13 protein-coding genes and 1 tRNA gene are annotated in these 17,677 nt (G+C 64.2%); 11 read left to right on the forward strand and 3 right to left on the reverse strand.

The features are described from left to right. Window positions 1-65 precede the first annotated feature (65 nt). Both AC5RTB_RS14060 and AC5RTB_RS14065 read left to right on the forward strand, forming a co-directional pair. Window positions 66-2,432, forward strand: coding sequence for an ATP-binding cassette domain-containing protein (locus tag AC5RTB_RS14060; RefSeq protein ID WP_494061677.1), 2,367 nt, complete (start codon window positions 66-68; stop codon window positions 2,430-2,432). 62 nt (window positions 2,433-2,494) lie between these two features. Then, entirely contained in the window at window positions 2,495-4,411 is a 1,917-nt protein-coding gene (locus AC5RTB_RS14065) for an FAD/NAD(P)-binding protein (protein WP_494061678.1), read from the forward strand. Between the two features lie 136 nt (window positions 4,412-4,547). Here AC5RTB_RS14065 and AC5RTB_RS14070 read toward each other — a convergent pair whose 3' ends face one another. From AC5RTB_RS14070 to AC5RTB_RS14080, 3 genes are all read right to left on the reverse strand, one after another. After that, the gene (locus AC5RTB_RS14070; RefSeq protein ID WP_494061679.1) at window positions 4,548-9,026 is read right to left on the reverse strand and encodes an ExeM/NucH family extracellular endonuclease; all 4,479 of its coding nucleotides are present in this window, start codon (window positions 9,024-9,026) and stop codon (window positions 4,548-4,550) included. 321 nt (window positions 9,027-9,347) lie between these two features. Continuing rightward, complete coding sequence (locus AC5RTB_RS14075) at window positions 9,348-9,890, reverse strand: septum formation family protein (RefSeq protein ID WP_494061680.1); 543 nt, start codon at window positions 9,888-9,890, stop codon at window positions 9,348-9,350. A 116-nt stretch (window positions 9,891-10,006) separates the two neighbouring features. Continuing rightward, window positions 10,007-10,094 (reverse strand) — tRNA-Ser (locus AC5RTB_RS14080). Between the two features lie 75 nt (window positions 10,095-10,169). Here AC5RTB_RS14080 and AC5RTB_RS14085 point away from each other — a divergent pair. The 9 genes from AC5RTB_RS14085 to AC5RTB_RS14125 all read left to right on the forward strand — a co-directional run bounded on the left by AC5RTB_RS14085 (window position 10,170) and on the right by AC5RTB_RS14125 (window position 17,650). Continuing rightward, entirely contained in the window at window positions 10,170-11,150 is a 981-nt protein-coding gene (locus tag AC5RTB_RS14085) for an NAD(P)H-quinone oxidoreductase (RefSeq protein WP_494061681.1), read from the forward strand. A gap of 69 nt (window positions 11,151-11,219) precedes the next feature. Next, window positions 11,220-11,459, forward strand: a complete 240-nt coding sequence (locus AC5RTB_RS14090) for a hypothetical protein (protein ID WP_494061682.1) — start codon at window positions 11,220-11,222, stop codon at window positions 11,457-11,459. A 132-nt stretch (window positions 11,460-11,591) separates the two neighbouring features. Continuing rightward, window positions 11,592-13,889, forward strand: coding sequence for a carbon starvation CstA family protein (locus AC5RTB_RS14095; RefSeq protein ID WP_494061683.1), 2,298 nt, complete (start codon window positions 11,592-11,594; stop codon window positions 13,887-13,889). Further along, the gene (locus AC5RTB_RS14100; RefSeq protein WP_494061684.1) at window positions 13,889-14,065 is read left to right on the forward strand and encodes a YbdD/YjiX family protein; all 177 of its coding nucleotides are present in this window, start codon (window positions 13,889-13,891) and stop codon (window positions 14,063-14,065) included. The genes AC5RTB_RS14095 and AC5RTB_RS14100 overlap by 1 nt, the downstream gene beginning before the upstream one ends. A gap of 104 nt (window positions 14,066-14,169) precedes the next feature. Continuing rightward, window positions 14,170-14,418 (forward strand): hypothetical protein, encoded by a 249-nt coding sequence (locus AC5RTB_RS14105; protein WP_494061685.1) that lies wholly within the window; start codon window positions 14,170-14,172, stop codon window positions 14,416-14,418. Between the two features lie 44 nt (window positions 14,419-14,462). Continuing rightward, the gene (locus AC5RTB_RS14110) at window positions 14,463-15,110 is read left to right on the forward strand and encodes a bacterial proteasome activator family protein (protein WP_494061686.1); all 648 of its coding nucleotides are present in this window, start codon (window positions 14,463-14,465) and stop codon (window positions 15,108-15,110) included. A gap of 15 nt (window positions 15,111-15,125) precedes the next feature. Beyond that, window positions 15,126-15,584 carry a hypothetical protein gene (locus AC5RTB_RS14115; RefSeq protein WP_490892598.1) on the forward strand — a complete coding sequence of 153 codons (459 nt, stop codon included), beginning with the start codon at window positions 15,126-15,128 and terminating at the stop codon, window positions 15,582-15,584. A gap of 65 nt (window positions 15,585-15,649) precedes the next feature. Then, complete coding sequence (locus tag AC5RTB_RS14120) at window positions 15,650-16,489, forward strand: aldo/keto reductase (RefSeq protein WP_494061687.1); 840 nt, start codon at window positions 15,650-15,652, stop codon at window positions 16,487-16,489. A gap of 117 nt (window positions 16,490-16,606) precedes the next feature. Further along, complete coding sequence (locus AC5RTB_RS14125) at window positions 16,607-17,650, forward strand: lactonase family protein (RefSeq protein WP_494061688.1); 1,044 nt, start codon at window positions 16,607-16,609, stop codon at window positions 17,648-17,650. Window positions 17,651-17,677 lie beyond the last annotated feature (27 nt).

Below are 17,677 nucleotides of genomic sequence, written 5' to 3' on the forward strand. Positions count from 1 at the left end.
AAACGTCTTTCCACCCTCTCCACCAGGGTCTGCCCATCGAAGAGACGAACTGGTTAGATGAGGCTATGCATCTTGCGGACACCCATGACCTGATCCGTGTGCAGGGCGCCCGGGAAAACAACCTGAGGGACATCAGCGTCGACATTCCCAAGCGGCGGCTGACGGTGTTCACCGGGGTTTCGGGGTCGGGCAAAAGTTCCCTCGTCTTCGCCACCATCGCTGCCGAATCCCAGCGGATGATCAACGAAACGTACAGCGCCTTCGTGCAGGGATTCATGCCGACGCTCGCGAGGCCCGAAGTCGACCTCCTTGAAGGGATCACGACGGCGATCATCGTTGACCAGGAGCGGATGGGTGCCAACCCGCGCTCCACCGTTGGTACGGCCACCGATGCCAACGCGATGCTCCGCATCCTCTTCAGTCGACTCGGCTCGCCCTACGTCGGTCCGCCCACCGCGTATTCCTTCAACGTGCCGACCCGCAAGGCCAGCGGCGTCATGTCCACTGACAAGGGCGGCCGCGTGGAGAAGAGCGTAGTCAGCCAGGCTGTCTACCTCGGCGGCATGTGTCCGAGGTGTGAGGGGATGGGCCACGTCAGCGACATCGATCGATCCGCGCTGTACGACGAGTCAAAATCACTCTCGGAGGGCGCACTCACTGTGCCCGGATACTCGATGGACGGGTGGTACGGGAGGCTGTTCGAGGGAATGGGCCTGGCGATGGACAAGCCCATCGCGAAGTTCACAAAGAAGCAGCTCGACACGATGCTCTATGCGGAGCCGACCAAGATCAAGGTCGAAGGCGTAAACCTCACCTTCGAAGGCATCATCCCCAAAATCCAGAAGTCGATGCTGTCCAAGGACCCGGAAGCGATGCAGCCGCATGTGCGGCGGTTCGTTGAGCGTGCGGTTACCTTCCAGACCTGCCCGGACTGTGAGGGCACCAGGCTTACGAAGGAGGCTTTGTCCTCGAAGATCGCGGGAAAGAACATCGCCGAAGTGTGTGCCATGCAGATCAGCGACCTCGCGCATTGGCTGCGGGATCTCAAGGAGCCGTCGGTGGCACCGCTGCTCAAGGGCCTGCAGCACCTCCTGGACTCCTTCGCGGAAATCGGGTTGGGCTACCTTTCGCTAGACCGCCCCGCAGGCACTCTTTCCGGCGGCGAGGCGCAGCGAACCAAGATGATCCGGCACCTCGGCTCCTCTCTCACTGACGTGACGTATGTCTTCGATGAACCGAGCATTGGTCTTCACCCTCACGACATCGAGCGCATGAACAAACTGCTGCTCCAGCTACGGGACAAGGGCAATACGGTGCTCGTGGTGGAACACAAGCCCGAGACGATCACCATTGCCGATCACGTTATCGACCTGGGACCGGGAGCCGGTACCGGCGGCGGAACGCTCTGCTTCGAGGGAACCGTGGAAGGACTGCGGAAGAGCGACACCGTGACCGGCCGACACCTTGACGACCGCGCGAAGCTCAAGGAGGCCGCACGTTCTTCCCGGGGGTCTCTCGAAGTGCGAGGGGCATCGACGCACAACCTGAAGGATGTCGACGTCGACATTCCGCTCGGCGTGCTGTGCGTCATCACCGGTGTGGCCGGGTCCGGCAAAAGCTCACTGATCCACGGATCCGTCGCACAGCGCGACGGCGTTGTGGTGATCGACCAGGCCGCCATCCGCGGCTCACGGCGAAGCAATCCGGCCACCTATACCGGGCTGCTCGAACCGATCCGCAAGGCCTTCGCCAAAGCAAACGGCGTCAAGCCCGCGCTCTTCAGCTCCAACTCCGAGGGCGCCTGCCCCACCTGCAACGGTGCCGGCGTGATTTACACGGACCTTGGTGTGATGGCCACGATGGAATCCACCTGCGAGGACTGTGAAGGCAAGCGGTTCCAGGCCTCGGTGCTCGAGTACACGCTCAGTGGGAAGAATATCTCCGAGGTGCTCGCCATGCCGGTATCGGAAGCAACGGCGTTCTTCGGTGACGGCGATGCGCGCACGCCGGGCGCCCACAAGGTTTTAGAGCGTATGGCCGACGTGGGTCTGGGATACCTCAGCCTCGGCCAACCGCTCACCACCCTGTCGGGCGGGGAGCGGCAACGCCTCAAGCTCGCCACGCAGATGGGGGAGAAGGGCGATATCTACGTCCTCGACGAGCCGACCACCGGCCTGCACCTCGCCGACGTCGAACAGTTGCTCGGACTGTTGGACCGGCTGGTGGACTCCGGCAAATCGGTTCTGGTTATCGAGCACCATCAGGCAGTGATGGCGCACGCCGACTGGATCATAGATCTCGGTCCGGGGGCAGGGCACGACGGCGGCAGGATCGTTTTCGAGGGACCACCGGCAGAGCTCGTAGACGGGCACAAGCGTGACCGTCCCTCCCTGACGGGCGAGCATCTGGCAGCCTATGTGGGCAGGGGCTGAGGGCACTCCGCTGCGCGGACCCGCTGAACAAGGTCGCCCTGTCCGGCAGATAATCTAGATGGATGGAAACGACGCGGACAATACAGGTAGCCATCATCGGCGCCGGTCCACGCGGTACTTCCGTCCTTGAACGCCTTGCTGCTAACTGGACTGCCCTCCCGGAGGCACGCCGGCAACGTATCACGGTGCACTTGATCGACCCCCATGACCCCGGGTCGGGGCACGTGTGGCGGACCGACCAGTCGCGGCATTTCCTCATGAACACCCCGGCGCTGTTTCCCACCGTGGTTCCCGTCGGACAGGCTGCGCAGGAGCGGGCGCCCTCGCTTGTTCCCCTGTCCTTCGACGCCTGGCGGCAGTTGATGGCCGCTGTACCGGATGACCGGCTCAGTGATGAGGATCGCAAGGAGCTTGAGTCGCTCACCTCCGCGGACTTCGCGAGCCGGCCGCTGTACGGCCGCTACCTCGAATGGATTTACGCCTCGCTGGCCGGGTGCCTTGGTGACGGGTTTTCCGTCGTTGAGCACCGTGCCGAGGCACGGCACGTCCAGTCTCTGTCGGAGGGCTTCCGGGTGGAGCTCAGCGATGGAGGCACGGTGATGAGTGACGCCGTCGTGCTGGCGCTGGGCCATCTCCCCGCTCAACTGAATCCTGAGCAGGAGGCGCTGCGTGACGGCGCAGCCCGCCTCGGGCTGCAGTACTGGCCGCCGAATGTGCCGGCTGACGTCGACTGGAACCGGCTTCCGGCGCGCAAGCCCGTGCTGGTGCGCGGGCTTGGCCTGAATTTCTTCGACATCATCACCCATCTCACGGAAGGTCGGGGCGGGACGTTTGTTCCGAGCGGCGAACCAGCCGGTAAGGCGCTGACGTACCGGCCCTCGGGGAGGGAGCCGCTGGTTATCGCGGGGTCCCGTCGGGGCACACCGTACCGCGCGAAGGCGAAACTGGACAGCTACGTTCCACGCAGTGTCCACCTCCGATACTGCACACTGGAGCGGGCCGGCAGCTTCGCGGCGAACGGGATCCAGCCCGGTTTCGACCACGACCTCTGGCCACTGCTGCACCGTGACGCCATCTGGGCCTACTACAGCACGCTTGCCCGGGTATCGGCATTGCCCGATACCTTCCTCAGGTCGCTCCAGGACGTGCTTGACGACCCAGACACTGCCTGGCCCGGCCGACTGGAGAAATTCCTCGCCGACGCGGTACCCGTCGCAGATCGACTGAATCTCGAAGCGCTCGCCCGGCCGTTCGGACGGCACCGGTTTGCCTCGGCGGAGGAATACAACGGCGCCGTGCTGCACTATCTCGAAGAGGATGCCGCCGGGGCTGACCGCGGCGAGAATGATCCCCTCAAGATGGCGATCGGTGCCATGAACGCGGGACGGACGGTGATTAAACAGATCGTCGCCGACGGTGGTATCACGCAGGCGTCATGGACCGGCGAACTACGGGGCTGGTTCGAGCCCCTTGTCGAAGGTCTAGCCAGTGGCCCGCCCGCCCTCCGGATCGAGCAGCTCGCCGCATTGGCGCGCGCCGGCATCGTGCGTTTTGCCGGTCCGGCCCCGCGGTTCGAGCTCAACGCGCAGCTCGGACGGTTCACCGTGTCCTCGCCGTGGGTGGAGGGAAGAAAGTACGACGCCGGTGTGCTCGTCGAGGCGATGATGCCGGCCAACCGGGTGGCTCAGAACCGTTCGGCTCTGCTCCGCCGGCTGATTGAGGACGGACTGGTGCGTGCCCGAACCACCATGTCCGAGGACGGCGTGCCGGAAATGTCCCATGGGCTCGACGTCACCAAGCCGCCGTACCGGGCTGTGGGTGCGAACGGCCTGGTGCAGGAAAATCTGTTCGTCCTGGGTTTGCAGCTAACTTCCGTCCAGTGGGGGACCGCGATCGCCGCCGAAGCGGGCGCGTCCCTTGACGGAGGAGGCCGAACGCTGCGCGACGCTGACGACATCGCGCGTGTGATCCTCTCCTGACGTCCCGACTGGGCGCCGGGCGGTTTGGCCGCTGAGCTGGCGCAATCAGTGCAAGAGCAAAGGAAAGCGCCCCTTCCGCCGACTGCGGAGGAGCGCTTTCCTTTGTTCTACAGCTTTACATCAGCCACCGGTGGTTCTAGCCGCGGCGAGCGTCAGTAAGGCACTTTCGGTACTCAGCCATCGCTTGCCCGAAGCTGTTCGGCTTCTCGGCACCAGATCCGCGCTCCGGTTTGACCGGGGCGACGCACCCGGTTCCGGCGGCGGCTTCGACGGTGACGGGAATTTTCACCGTAGTGCCGGATTCCTTCGCAACCAGGACAATCGTCCCCGCGCCCGGCGCTGCTTCAGGAACTGCAACTGTGACCTCAGCTGTGCCGTCGCTGACGGGCGTGGTGCCCAGTTCGGTAACATTGCCGGCGCCGTCAATGAAACTTACCGACAGGCTGGTGTTTGCAGGGCTGCCCAGCGAGGTCAGGTTCAGGTTCGCGACACTGAAGGCGACGGAATCGCCAGCCTGGACTGTGGTCGGCGCATCCTTCACGATCACTCCCCGACGGTCGAAGCTCGGCGACAGCGGGCTGTTCTGCTCGACGTAGCTGATCCAGGCGTCACGGTCCACGAGCCCCGAGTCGCGGACGTCGGTTCCCTCCTGGAAGACAGTGAAGTTGTCACCGCCCTGAGCCAGGAAGCTGACCGTCCCGATCCGGTACTCCTTGGCTGGATCAAGCGGTGCGCCGTCGATGGTAACCGACGTGATGCGGGAGCCGGCTGCGAGGTCCGGGTTGTAGGTGTAGGAAACGTTGTCCGAGAGCCCGAGCGCCAGGAAGGACCTGGAGGCACCTTCGGGCTGCCACTGCTGCTCCAGCATCGTCGTGAACTGCTCGCCGGTCAGCGTGACAGTCCATAGATTGTTGACGAAGGGCAGGACAGCGTTCGCTTCCGCGTAGGTGATGACGCCGTCCTCGCCGTAGTACAGCTCGTTGCGCAGCCCACCCGGGTTGACGACCCCGATGTCCGCTCCACCCCGTTCAGCAGATGAAAGCGATGCCCGCAGGGAATCGGCGACCAGGTTCCCGAGCGTCGACTCGGAACTGCGGTCGTCCCGGGCGCCGTCAGCGAAGGCGGTGGTGATGTCGGCAGTCACTGAGCCGACCGGGCGGCTGCCGATAACCTGCGCTTCAGCGAGCGCGGCATCGACGATCGACTTCACCTCGGCGACGCGGGGGTAGGTGGCTACCAGAGTTGCCGGATCGGTGGCCGTACGCGCGATGTTCTGCGCGGTATACGACTCAACATCGCCCGTGGCGTTATCCACGGTGAGCGTGATTTGACCGATGAACTCACCGTAGGAGCCGGTCTGAACGATCGGACGGGTTTCACCCTCAACGCCGGGTACCGGGGCATCCCACGCGTACTGCTTGTGCGTGTGACCGGTGTAAATGGCGTCCACCTGCGGCGAGGTGTTGGTGACGATGTTCGCAAACGCTCCGCCGGCGGCGATCTCCTCTTCGATCGAGGAACCGCTGGCACCATCTCCGGCCCCCTCGTGGTACCCGGCAATGATGACGTCAGCCAGGTCTTGCTCCTCGATCTGCTGTACAACCCTGTTCACGGCCTCGACCGGATCACCGAAGTCAAGATCCGAGATCCCGCCCGGGCTCACCAGCGACGGCGTTTCCTGAGTGACTGCACCGATGACGGCAACATCGATTCCGCCCACGTTCACGATCTCGTACTCCTGAAGGGCGGGAGTTGTAGTGCCCTTCTGATACACGTTGGCGCCAAGGTAGGGGAACTCTGCGGCGTCGGCTACACGGCCGCTCAGATCAGCGAAACCGCCGTCGAACTCGTGGTTTCCCACCGCCGAAGCCCTGAGGTCCAACGCGTTGAGGACGTCGATTGTAGGCTGATCCTTCGCGACTGATGAAGCGAAGAGCGAAGCTCCTATGTTGTCTCCGGCGGAAAGGAACAGGGAGTTCTCCTCGCCGTACTGTGCCCGCAGTTCCTCGATGGTTCCAGCGAATTTCACGGTGTTCGAATCGATTCGCCCGTGGAAGTCATTGATGCCCATGAGGTTGAGCTCGGTCGTGGTGTCTGCGGGCGCAAGATTCAGGCCAACGATCACAGGGTCGTGATCACTCGCCCGGAACTGGTTGGGCTCGTAGAAGTTAGTCGCGTTGTAGTTGTAGCGGCTGTACTCCAGTGCTACCGACTCCACCGCGTTGATGTTCCACACGTCCACACCGGAGACCGTCGCGTCCGCGGCGGGAGAGGCAAGAATGTGGTCCAGGGACCCGACGAGGCCCGAGAATACGTAGGAGTATCCATCGGTCTTTGTGCCCTGGTTGATGTAACCGGCGTCGTACAAAACCTGCATGGGATCTTCAGCCGAGTAGGAATTGAAGTCACCGGCAAGGAAGACCTTGTCAGTGCCGGCGTCCGTCTTCAGCTGATCAGCGAAGGCCACGAGAGCCGTTGCCTGCTCAACGCGGTCGGCGTTGGAGGCGCCCTGACCGTCACCCTGATCAGCGTTCTCCCCGGAGCCCGATCCCTTCGACTTGAAGTGGTTCGCGATCACGAGGAACTTGGTGGATTCTTCACCGTCGACGACGTTGAAGGACTGGGCCAGCGGCTTGCGGGCGTTCGAGAACGCCACGTTGTCATCGAGAATGACCGACTCGCCTACCGGCTCGACGACTGCCTTCTTGTAGATGAAGGCGGTGCGGATGACGTCCTCATTCTCGATAGCGGGCAGCTGCGCCGGTGAACGGACGTAATCCCACACGCCGGGAGTAGCTTCATTCAGCGCGGCGGTCAGCGTGGCGAGGGCAACGTCCCGGTCTTTGCCGAATTTCGCTGAGTTCTCGATTTCTTCGAGGGACACGACGTCGGCACCGAGGCCGTTGATCGCCGCGACAATCTTCGCTTCCTGGCGCTCAAGGTTCTCCGCGTTTGCTGCACCGCGGGCGTCGCACCCGCCGCGGACCGTGATGGGGTTGCCGGCGCGGTCCTCGTAATAGGTGCATCCGGTGAGCTGGTCACCGGTGGTGGTGAAGTAGTTCAGCACGTTGAAGGACGCGATCTTGACGTTGCCGCCTACGATCTCCGGCGCGTCGGGACGCGTGCCGTCAAACGTGACGGGTTGTACTTCCGCCGCGTTTGCGGCGGTGAGGGCGGCCAGCGGCTGGAACTTCCAGGAGCTGTTGCGGAAGTCCAATACGACTGGCGACGTGAAGGTTGCCGATGAACTGACCCGCACCGGCTGCTCCGGTGTGAGGTACGGCAGCGGCTGGTCCATGGCGCCGCGGAGGAAGTTGGTGGTGGCGCCGTCGTCGAGCTTCACGCGGCGTGCGGAGTTGTCAGCAGCAACGGCAGCGTTCTCGGCGGTTCCCGGCGGTGCAATTTCCGTCGGCTGGACAAGGGGCGTGTCTCCTGCGGCGAGAGTGAGCTCACCGTACTGGTTCAGCGCGTAGTTGTCGGTGACGGTGAAGCCGGTGGTCGGCTGGACAAGCATTCCCTCCAGCGCTTCACGCCCGACGTCGTCGGCCGGATAGGCAACGGAGGCTGCCTTGACCGCTTCGGCGGCTTCGGCGGGCTTGGTCATTCCGCCGGCGGGCACGGTGATCTGCGAGAGGCTGAAGAACTCACCCGCTGTGCCCGTTACCTCAACGAAGTCACCGACGGCAATGTCAGCAACCGTCTCAGGGGAGTAGATGAAGATGCCGTCCGATGCCGCATGATCGGGCCCGAGGTCTCCGCCGGTCCCCGCAGTCTGGATGTAGTAACCGTCGAATCCACCGGAGGGGTAGGCAGCGGTCACAACGCCGCGGGTGGTTACGACCTGACCCGCGTAAGGTGTTGCACTGCCGGTTCCCTGAATCTGGTCGATCGGAATAACCTGACCGGCAGCCGGAGGTTCAGGCTCCGGTTGGGGCTCGGGTTCGCTTCCGGCTGTCTCACCAGCGGCGTTGGTGGGCGTTACGGCGTCGAGAGCGGTGAAGTCCACTTGATTGTTGTCGGTGTCCACGCCATTGGCGCGGTTCATCGACAGGGTTACCGTGCCGGCCGGACCTTCCTCACGGGCTGTCTCGTAAGAGTTGGATGTTCCATAGCCCAGCAGGTCGACGACGCCGGGCGCCCCCACAACGGAGCCCGTAGCCAGTTCATTCAGCGCGGTGGCCTGGTCGGACAGCACGATCGTTCCGCTGGAACCACTCGGGTTCAGTGCACCGCTGGACACGTCCGGCGCCGGCAGGGCGGCGCCGTTGCTGCTGTTGTTGGTGCCGCCCTGCACAAGGAAGTGCCCGCCAGCCGGGATGGTCCCCTTCAGCGGCGCTACGCCGGTCGGTGCCGCTGCCCCCGACGCTGAGCGATACTGCAGCGACCAGCCATCAAGGCTCACTGGAGCGTCAGTGGTGTTGATCAGCTCAACGAATTTGTGCGTGAACGGTGCGTTGGCACTGCCCCCGTTGACGTATGCCTCATTGATGACGACGCCGGCGCCCGCCTGGGCCTCGACGGTTTCCTCTGCGCTGGCCGGCGAGAACGCCATCGGTGAGGCAAGCAGCCCTACCGAAAGCGCTGAGCACAGCGCGCCCCTCCACGAATTTTTCATTCGTTCTGCTTCTCCTTGACTTTGGCCGGGTTACGGCCGCGAGTGATGCCCGCTGTCGGCGCTGTGCTTCGGCGGAGCTGGCCACGAAAGTGACTATAGGAACTGCCGGTGACATTCCGGCCGCGGCAAGCCAACCACGCCGCAGTGAACGGGTGGTTACCTGGCGGGGAACAGATCAGCCGGGTAGAGACCATTAACGGTGTTTCCCATCGTCGGCCCGGTGGTATCGGACTTCGGCGTCCCGACCCAGCCTCACTCGGTAGTGACGTGGGTCACAGCAGACACCTTCCACATTCAAACACGACTGCTTGCTGTTGGGAACTACTTGTTGGACTCGCGGAGTGTCCCCGTCGAAAGCTCACCGTCGGCATTGCCGACGAGGCACACCACTGACCGTCCGCCGTCTTCGGTCCATTCCGACTCGACGGGATAGAAGTATTGAAGGTCAAGGACGGACGCGTCATGCTCCACGCCAACGAAGTCAAGGAATTCAGTACGACAGAACTCCTGCGCCTGCGCATCTGCCTCGCCGATGCCCGGATAGTCGCCCTGGGGCAGTTCGGTAGTGGCGTACACCTCGAACGCGTGCGGCTCGGCACACGGAATCACCTGAATGTTCGGATCTGTCGCCGTGCCGGAATCCGTCATGCACTGACCCTGCTGCAGGTCCTTCGCCTTGACCTCGGCAGCCTCCCGCGCCTTCGAAACTTCGACGGCCGCCGGAGATCCGGAAGGTGAGACGCCGTCGTCATTCCCGGCAGCGCAGCCGCCGGCCACAGCCGCCATGGCCGCCACGGAAACGGGCAGAAAATATCGGCTCGGGGCGGCGATCATCATCGACAGGCTCCTCGTCGTTGTCTGCATTTCCGGGAGCCTACCCGATGGAATTCCGGTCCCAGCGCGAAAAAGCCTCAGTGAAGCAGAAGCACCCCCGTCCTTCAGGGCGGGGGTGCAACTGGTGAGCCTGGCTCAGCTCGATGCGGAAGGTAAGGGATTCGAACCCTTGAGACGGGGTTACCGTCCACTGGTTTTCAAGACCAGCTCCTTCGGCCGCTCGGACAACCTTCCTCAGAGGAATAGTGTTTCATGCAGAGCAGGCTGTACAAAACTCCCGACCAGCGGGGCAGATCCAGAAAGGCAACGATGAAAGCCGTAGTGCTGCGCGAGTTTGGTGGACCGAGCGTCCTCGAGGTGTCCAGAGTCGAGCCACCGCGTCCGCAAGCGGGCGAGGTGCTGATCGATGTCGTCGCGGCCGGGTTGAATCGGGCGGATGTGCAGCAACGCAGAGGCGTGTACCCGCCGCCGCCCGGCGCGTCCGAGTACCCCGGCCTTGAGGTGTCGGGGAGGATTGCCGACGCCGGCTCCTCGCATTTTCAAACGGGTGACGCAGTCGTTGCGCTGCTCGCTGGCGGTGGCTATGCCGAGCAGGTGGCGGTCCCCGCGGGGCAGGTTCTTCCCCTCCCCGGCGGCGTGGACCTGGTGGCGGGCGCGGGGCTGCCCGAGGTGGCGGCGACGGTGTACTCCAACCTGGTCCTGACTGCTGGACTGTGCCGTGGGGAAACGGTCCTCATTCACGGCGCGTCCGGTGGAATCGGCACCATGGCCATCCAGCTTGCACGCGCGTTGGGTGCCCGGACCATCGTGACGGCGGGAACGCCGGAGAAGCTTGCCTTCGCGCGGTCCCTCGGCGCGGAGGTCGGCGTGAACTATCGGGAACAGGACTTCGTCGCGGAGGTGGGCTCGGCCACGGCCGGCCGCGGTGCGGACGTGATTCTCGACGTCGTCGGAGCCAAATACCTCAGCCGCAACGTTGAAGCGCTGGCGACCGGGGGTCGGCTCGTGATTATCGGGTTGCAGGGCGGTGCGAAGGCTGAACTCAACCTGGGCACCCTCATGGCCAAGCGCGCGTGCGTCAGCGGAACAACGCTGCGTGCGCGGTCTGTGGAGGAAAAGGCGGCCATCATGGCCGGCGTGTACAGGCACATCTGGCCACTTATCGCCGATGGGTCGATCTCCGTGCCTGTCGACCGGACTTTCCCCCTCGCCGACGTGGTGCAGGCACACGACTACTTCGACTCAGGCCGGCACACCGGCAAGGTACTACTGACGCTTCAGGAACCGTGACACTAAGTATGCTTTGTAGATTCCGGGCGATGTGACAAGCTGAAACCACCGGAATCCCAAGGAGGAACCATGGCAAAGCACAGGGCAGAAGGCGAACCGGACCGCGCATCCGACGGCAAGGACGAAGAGTCGGGCCTGCAGCGCGCCGCGGAAAACTGGGCGGAAAACCTCGCCGACCAGGTGAATGACGGCGTCGAGAGCAGCCCCCGTGACACCGCCGATGAAGGGCCTGATCCGCGGACGGAAACCCATGCCAGCCTCAGCGAGGGTTCCAAGCCCCGCGACGGTCGGGACGAGCCCTCCCACTAACGGGCACGCCGCTCACCTCACAGTGAGGGCCGTTTGGCGATTCCCTGACGTGACGCGCCAACGAGCTGTGATCTAGCCCTCATTCCGTTGCTACCTTCGAGAAGTTAATCCACTCAACTTCAAGGGAGCACCATGAGTGAGAGCAAATTCGGTCGCGGGCAGGCGGGGGCGAGCCGCGTCCAACGGAGCGAGGACACAGGGGTCCTCGTCCAGGATCCGGCGTTACCGCCAACAGCGGTAGACCCGGATAAGGAAGACCGCGGCTGGACGCCGCTGAAAATCGCCATCTGGGTAGGCATCGCCCTACTCGGTGGCGTGAGCTGGACGATGCTGGCCATCGTCCGTGGCGAGACGGTCAACGCAATCTGGTTCGTGTTCGCGGCGGCCTGCACCTACCTCATCGCGTACCGCTTCTACTCCAAGTTCATCGAGCGCAAGCTCCTGCAACCCAATGACCGCCGTGCCACCCCCGCCGAGTACAAGGCGGACGGCAAGGACTACGCGGCCACTGACCGCCGGGTGCTCTACGGTCACCACTTCGCCGCAATCGCCGGTGCCGGCCCACTGGTCGGTCCGGTACTCGCTGCGCAGATGGGTTACCTGCCCGGCACCATGTGGATCATCGTTGGCGTCATCCTTGCCGGCGCAGTCCAGGACTACCTCGTCATGTTCTTCTCCATGCGCCGCGGAGGACGTTCGCTGGGACAGATGGCGCGCGAGGAACTCGGCCTGGTCGGCGGCACCGCAGCCCTGGTCGCAACCCTCACCATCATGATCATCATCGTCGCGATCCTGGCCCTCGTGGTCGTCAACGCGCTCGGTGAAAGCCCCTGGGGGGTCTTCTCCGTATCGATGACAATCCCCATCGCTCTGTTCATGGGCGTCTACCTGCGCTACATCCGGCCCGGCAAGGTGTCCGAAGTGTCCCTCATCGGGTTCGCGCTGCTGATGCTCGCGATCATCTCGGGCGGTTGGATTGCCGAAACCGAGTGGGGCGTCGCCCTCTTCACGCTCGATCGCGTCACCATTGCCTGGGGCATCATCATCTACGGCTTCATCGCGGCCGTCCTGCCGGTATGGCTGCTGCTCGCTCCCCGCGATTACCTTTCCACCTTCATGAAGATCGGCACGATCGTCATGCTGGCTGTGGCAATCGTGATCATCCGTCCGGAAATCAATGTCCCGGCGGTGAGTGAGTTCGCCACCCGCGCAGACGGCCCGGTTGTGCCGGGAACCTTGTTCCCGTTCCTGTTCGTGACCATCGCCTGTGGTGCGCTCTCCGGGTTCCACGCACTGATTGCGTCCGGAACCACCCCGAAGATGATCGAGAAGGAGCGCCAGACCCGTTTCATCGGTTACGGCGGCATGCTCATGGAGTCCTTCGTGGCCATCATGGCCCTCGTGGCGGCGCTGTCGATCGACCGCGGCATCTACTTCGCGATGAACTCGTCCGCCGCAGCAACGGGCGGCACCATTGAGGGCGCCGTCGCGTTCGTCAACGGACTGGGGCTGACCGGTGTCAACCTCACCCCTGAGGCGCTGAGCACTCTTGCCACCAACGTCGGCGAGGAATCAGTCGTGTCCCGCACCGGCGGTGCGCCGACGCTGGCTGTCGGCATCGCACAAATCATGCAGGGACTCATCGGCGGCGCAGGCATGATGGCGTTCTGGTACCACTTCGCAATCATGTTCGAGGCACTGTTCATCCTGACTGCGGTCGACGCCGGCACCCGGGTTGCACGGTTCATGCTGCAGGACAGCATCGGCAACTTCATCCCGAAGTTCAAGGACACCTCGTGGCGGGTGGGCGCCTGGGTCTGCACGGCCATCATGGTGGGAGGCTGGGGCGCGATCCTGATTATGGGAGTCACGGACCCGCTGGGCGGAATTAATACCCTGTTCCCGCTCTTCGGTATCGCGAACCAACTCCTCGCGGCCATTGCCCTGGCTGTCTGCATGGCGATCTGCGCGAAGAAGGGCGCCTTCAAGTACCTGTGGATCCCGGCGCTGCCGCTGACCTTTGCGGCAGTGGTCACCATTTCGGCGTCGTTCCTCAAGATCTTCTCGCCGGTTCCCGCCGTGGGTTACTGGGCCAACCACATGGCGTTCCGGAACGCCCTGGCCGCAGGAGAGGAGAGCTTCGGCAACGCGCCTACGGTCGAGGCGATGGAAAAGGTGGTCCGCAACACCTTCATCCAGGGGACGCTATCCATCTTCTTCGTGACTCTGGCGATCATCGTCATCGTTACAGCGGTCATGGCTACCATCAGGGCGTACCGCGCGGGCGGCGGGCCGAGCGCCGAGGACCCGGCCGTCCCCTCGCGCACCTTCGCCCCGGCGAGCCTGATCGCGACACCGGCGGAGAAGGAACTCGAAAAGCAGTGGGCGAGCCTGCCGCAGGACAAGAAACCGGAACGGGTAGGCCACTGATGAGCGTCAAGGAGCTGATCTGGCTCTTCAAGGGTGTGATGGGCGAGAACGCGTACCAGCAGTATCTCGACTACCACGCGGCCACCCACAACAGCGGGCCGCCCATGACGGAGCGGCAGTTCTGGCGTGACAAGACCGACCGCCAGGACGCCAATCCGGAGGGCCGCTGCTGCTAGGGCTGAAACACCGAAGATAAGGCGGGTTCGACTACGGTCGCACCCGCCTTATCTGCGCTCAACGTCCCTAGCGCCACCGAACGCGAGCGTGGTTTGCTGGATGAATGACTGAGAATCTGCCAGAACACCTCCGCGAAGACATCGGCGTTCCCACTCCGGCGGACGCCTCCGATGACGAACACCTCCGTGAAGACGCCAACATCCCCACCGAAGAGAACGACGGCGGCCCCGAGTTCTCCGAGGACCACTTCACGTCCGGACAGCTCAACGCCGGGCAGCGCGTGCCGGGCCTGAGCCCGGCCGGTGAGTACGCAACCGGCCGCCAGGAGGAACTTGAGGAGGGCGGGGACTGAGGTGCTCCGCCCGGAGCCTCAGCCCGGCGTGAGAGCATAAACCTATGACCGAACAGCAGCCCGAGCACTTCACTGTCACGCCCGAGCAAGCGGCAAAGGAACACCAGGAGAGCCCAGTCCTCCTCGGAAAACTGGATGCAGGCCGCGGGCTTCCGGAACAGAAAGACGACGGCGGCTCCCGGAACGAAAAAAGCCAGCCCACGAAGCTGACCGAACTGGTGGACGAGCCCGCCAAGGTCATGCGCATCGGCACCATGCTCAAGCAGTTGCTTGAGGAAGTGCGCAGCGCCCCACTGGATGACGCCGGACGCAGCCGTCTCGCTGAGATCCATGAGCGGTCCGTGCACGAACTCGAGGACGGCCTCGCCCCCGAACTGGTCGAGGAACTGCACCGGATCAACCTGCCGTTCACCGACGACTCCGTTCCCACCGACGCCGAACTACGCGTTGCTCAGGCGCAGTTGGTCGGATGGCTCGAAGGACTTTTCCACGGTATTCAGACCGCCCTGGCCGCCCAGCAGATGGTCAACCAGCAGCTCGCAGCGCAGCTTCAGCTGAAGCAGTTGCCTGCCGGCACGGTCATTGCTCCGGGTGTCGTCGTGGGTGAAGACGGTGAACCGAAACGCGCTCCCGGGGCACGGCCCGGTGCGCCACAGAAACCGGACACCCACGGCCCGGGTCAGTACCTGTAGGCGCAGGTAGGGCAGGTGGCTCTTTTCGCGGCGGCCCGGCAGGGCCGCAAGGATGATGCCGAGCTCGGCACGGGTGTGTGGCGCCGCGCCCACGACCGTTTCCGGCGCGGCCTCGACCGCTACCACCAGATCCTCGAAGGCGTGGAGGACGACGCCGTTTACAACGAGCTGGCCGGCCTCGCCAATGAGCTGGCCCAGTTGCTGCCACGGGTGCGCGAGTGCTGCGTGGCAGCGCAGGCGCAGCATCCGAGCGAGGGACTGGATATCCCCGGCGCACTCCTGGCGGTTCACCGGGCGCTGTCCCGCGCCGGCAATGCGCTTGCAACCACGGCCGAGGCTGCGGCGATGGCCCGTCTCGACGGTGAACGGTGGGGTATCGCGTCGGCCGGGCTGGACAACGTCCGGCGGCGGGCGGAAGTAGTCGCCGAGGACGTGACCGAAGCTGAACGTTTGCTCTCAGGATCCGGCCAGTAGGAATACTTGAGGCCGGGCATGAGTTGGCATTGTTCGGCAAAGCAATCAGTCATCGAAAGGGATACATGAGCACCTCACCCAACCTGACGTTCAACGACGGCCGTACCGTTCCCCAGCTGGGCTACGGCGTGTGGCAGGTCGACGACGCTACCGCAGAGGACGTCGTCGGTCGCGCCTTCAAGGCCGGTTACCGCCACATCGACACGGCGAAGATCTACGGTAACGAGGCTGGGGTAGGTCGGGCGATTGACGCCTCCGGCCTGGGCCCCGAAGAGCTGTTCATCACCACCAAGCTGTGGAACGCGGATCAGGGTTACGAGAGCACGCTCGAGGCCTTCGAGGGGTCCATGCAGCGGCTTGGCCTCGAAACCCTCGACCTCTACCTCATCCACTGGCTCCAGCCGAAGCAGGGCAAGTACGTGGACACCTGGAAGGCGCTGATCGAACTCCAGAAGCGCGGACGTGTGCGCTCCATCGGTGTCTCGAACTTCACGGTCGAAGCGCTGCAGGAAATCATCGACGAGACCGGCGTTGTGCCCGCGATCAATCAGGTCGAGACCCATCCGTACTTCAACCAGGCTGAATTGCGCGCCTTTGAAGCGGACAAGGGAATCCTGCACGAGTCGTGGTCGCCGCTTGGATCAGGCAAGGGCCTGCTGGAAGATCCGGTGCTCGCCAGGATCGCTGAGGAGCGCAACGCCACCCCCGCACAGGTTGTGCTGGCGTGGCACCTCGCGCTCGGCTCCGTCGTAATCCCGAAGTCGGTGACTGAGTCCCGCATCATCGAGAACTGGGGCGCTCTCGAGGTCTCACTGACTGAGTCGGACATCGAAGCGATCAACGGCCTCGACAAGGGAGAGGCCGGCCGTATTGGAGCCAATCCCGCGACTGCGGATTTCTCCTGATCGGTAGTTTCGCGCACGTAGCCGCACGGTAGCTGTCCCCCAAAGGGTGCAGGCACTGCATTCGTTGTCCTCAACGTATGCGGCGTCTGCACCCTTTTTGTGTGAACAATGGTTCCCATGAACAGCGACACCGTACATCTCATGATCGGCACCTACCCGGCGGACGGCGCAGAGCCCGGGTCAGGCGAGGGCATCTGGCGGGTAAATCTGGACCGCCGCAGCGGCGCGCTCAGCGGCGAGGAACTCGCTATTACGACGACGGCGCCCTCCTTCCTGGCGTTCCACCCTTCCGGCCGTGTGCTGTACGCGGTGGGGGAGACGGAGCAGGGCGAGGTGAGCGCCTTCGGCGTCGACGGCGACGACCTGACACACCTGCGCTCTGTGCCCACCGGCGGCGCCTTCCCCTGCCACCTTCTGGCCTCGCGGGAAGCGCTCTGGGTCGCCAACTACGGTGACGGTGCCGTCAGCCGGTTGGACCTCAACGAGGATGGGGAGCCCGCCGAAGTGCCGGCGGTTTACCGGAATTCTGGAGCGGGCCCCAATACGGAGCGGCAGGAGGGTCCGCACGCGCATTACATTCATGACGCCGGGAACGGTGAGGTGTGGGTAAGCGATCTTGGCACCGACGAGTTGCGCAGATTCACCCCGTCCGGTCCTGACGGCCTTGCGGCGGTGCTGCCGCCGGGCACGGGGCCACGGCACCTGGCAGCGCTGGCGGGCGGCGCCGTCGTAATCGGTGAACTGGACTCCCGCCTGCACATGATCTCAGCTGACGGAAGCGGGTCGCTCCTCTCAAGCCAGCCCGCGCTCGGCACTTCCGTGCCGGACGGGCAGCCGAGTCAACCGTCCCACATCGACGTGGGCGCATCCACGGCAACGCGCCACCTGCTCTACGCCGCAACCCGGGGTCCGGACGTCCTCGCCGTGTTCGCGGTGGAGGGCGGGCGGACGCTGACTCACCTGTCGGACACGCCGGTCGGAGGAGCCTGGCCGCGGCATTTCGGGGTCGTGCCCGCGAGTGATGCCTCCGCGGACTTCGTGATCGTGGCGAACCAGTACTCGTCCACTCTCGATGTGCTGCGTGTCGACGGCACCGGTCATGCCGAGCAGGTCCGCTCACTCCCGCTGCCGGTTCCGGCCTGCGTCATCCGGAGCCGGTGAGCGTCTCGTCTGAGAGGATGGAGCGCA

This window comes from Arthrobacter sp. M71 S08 (assembly GCF_059089725.1).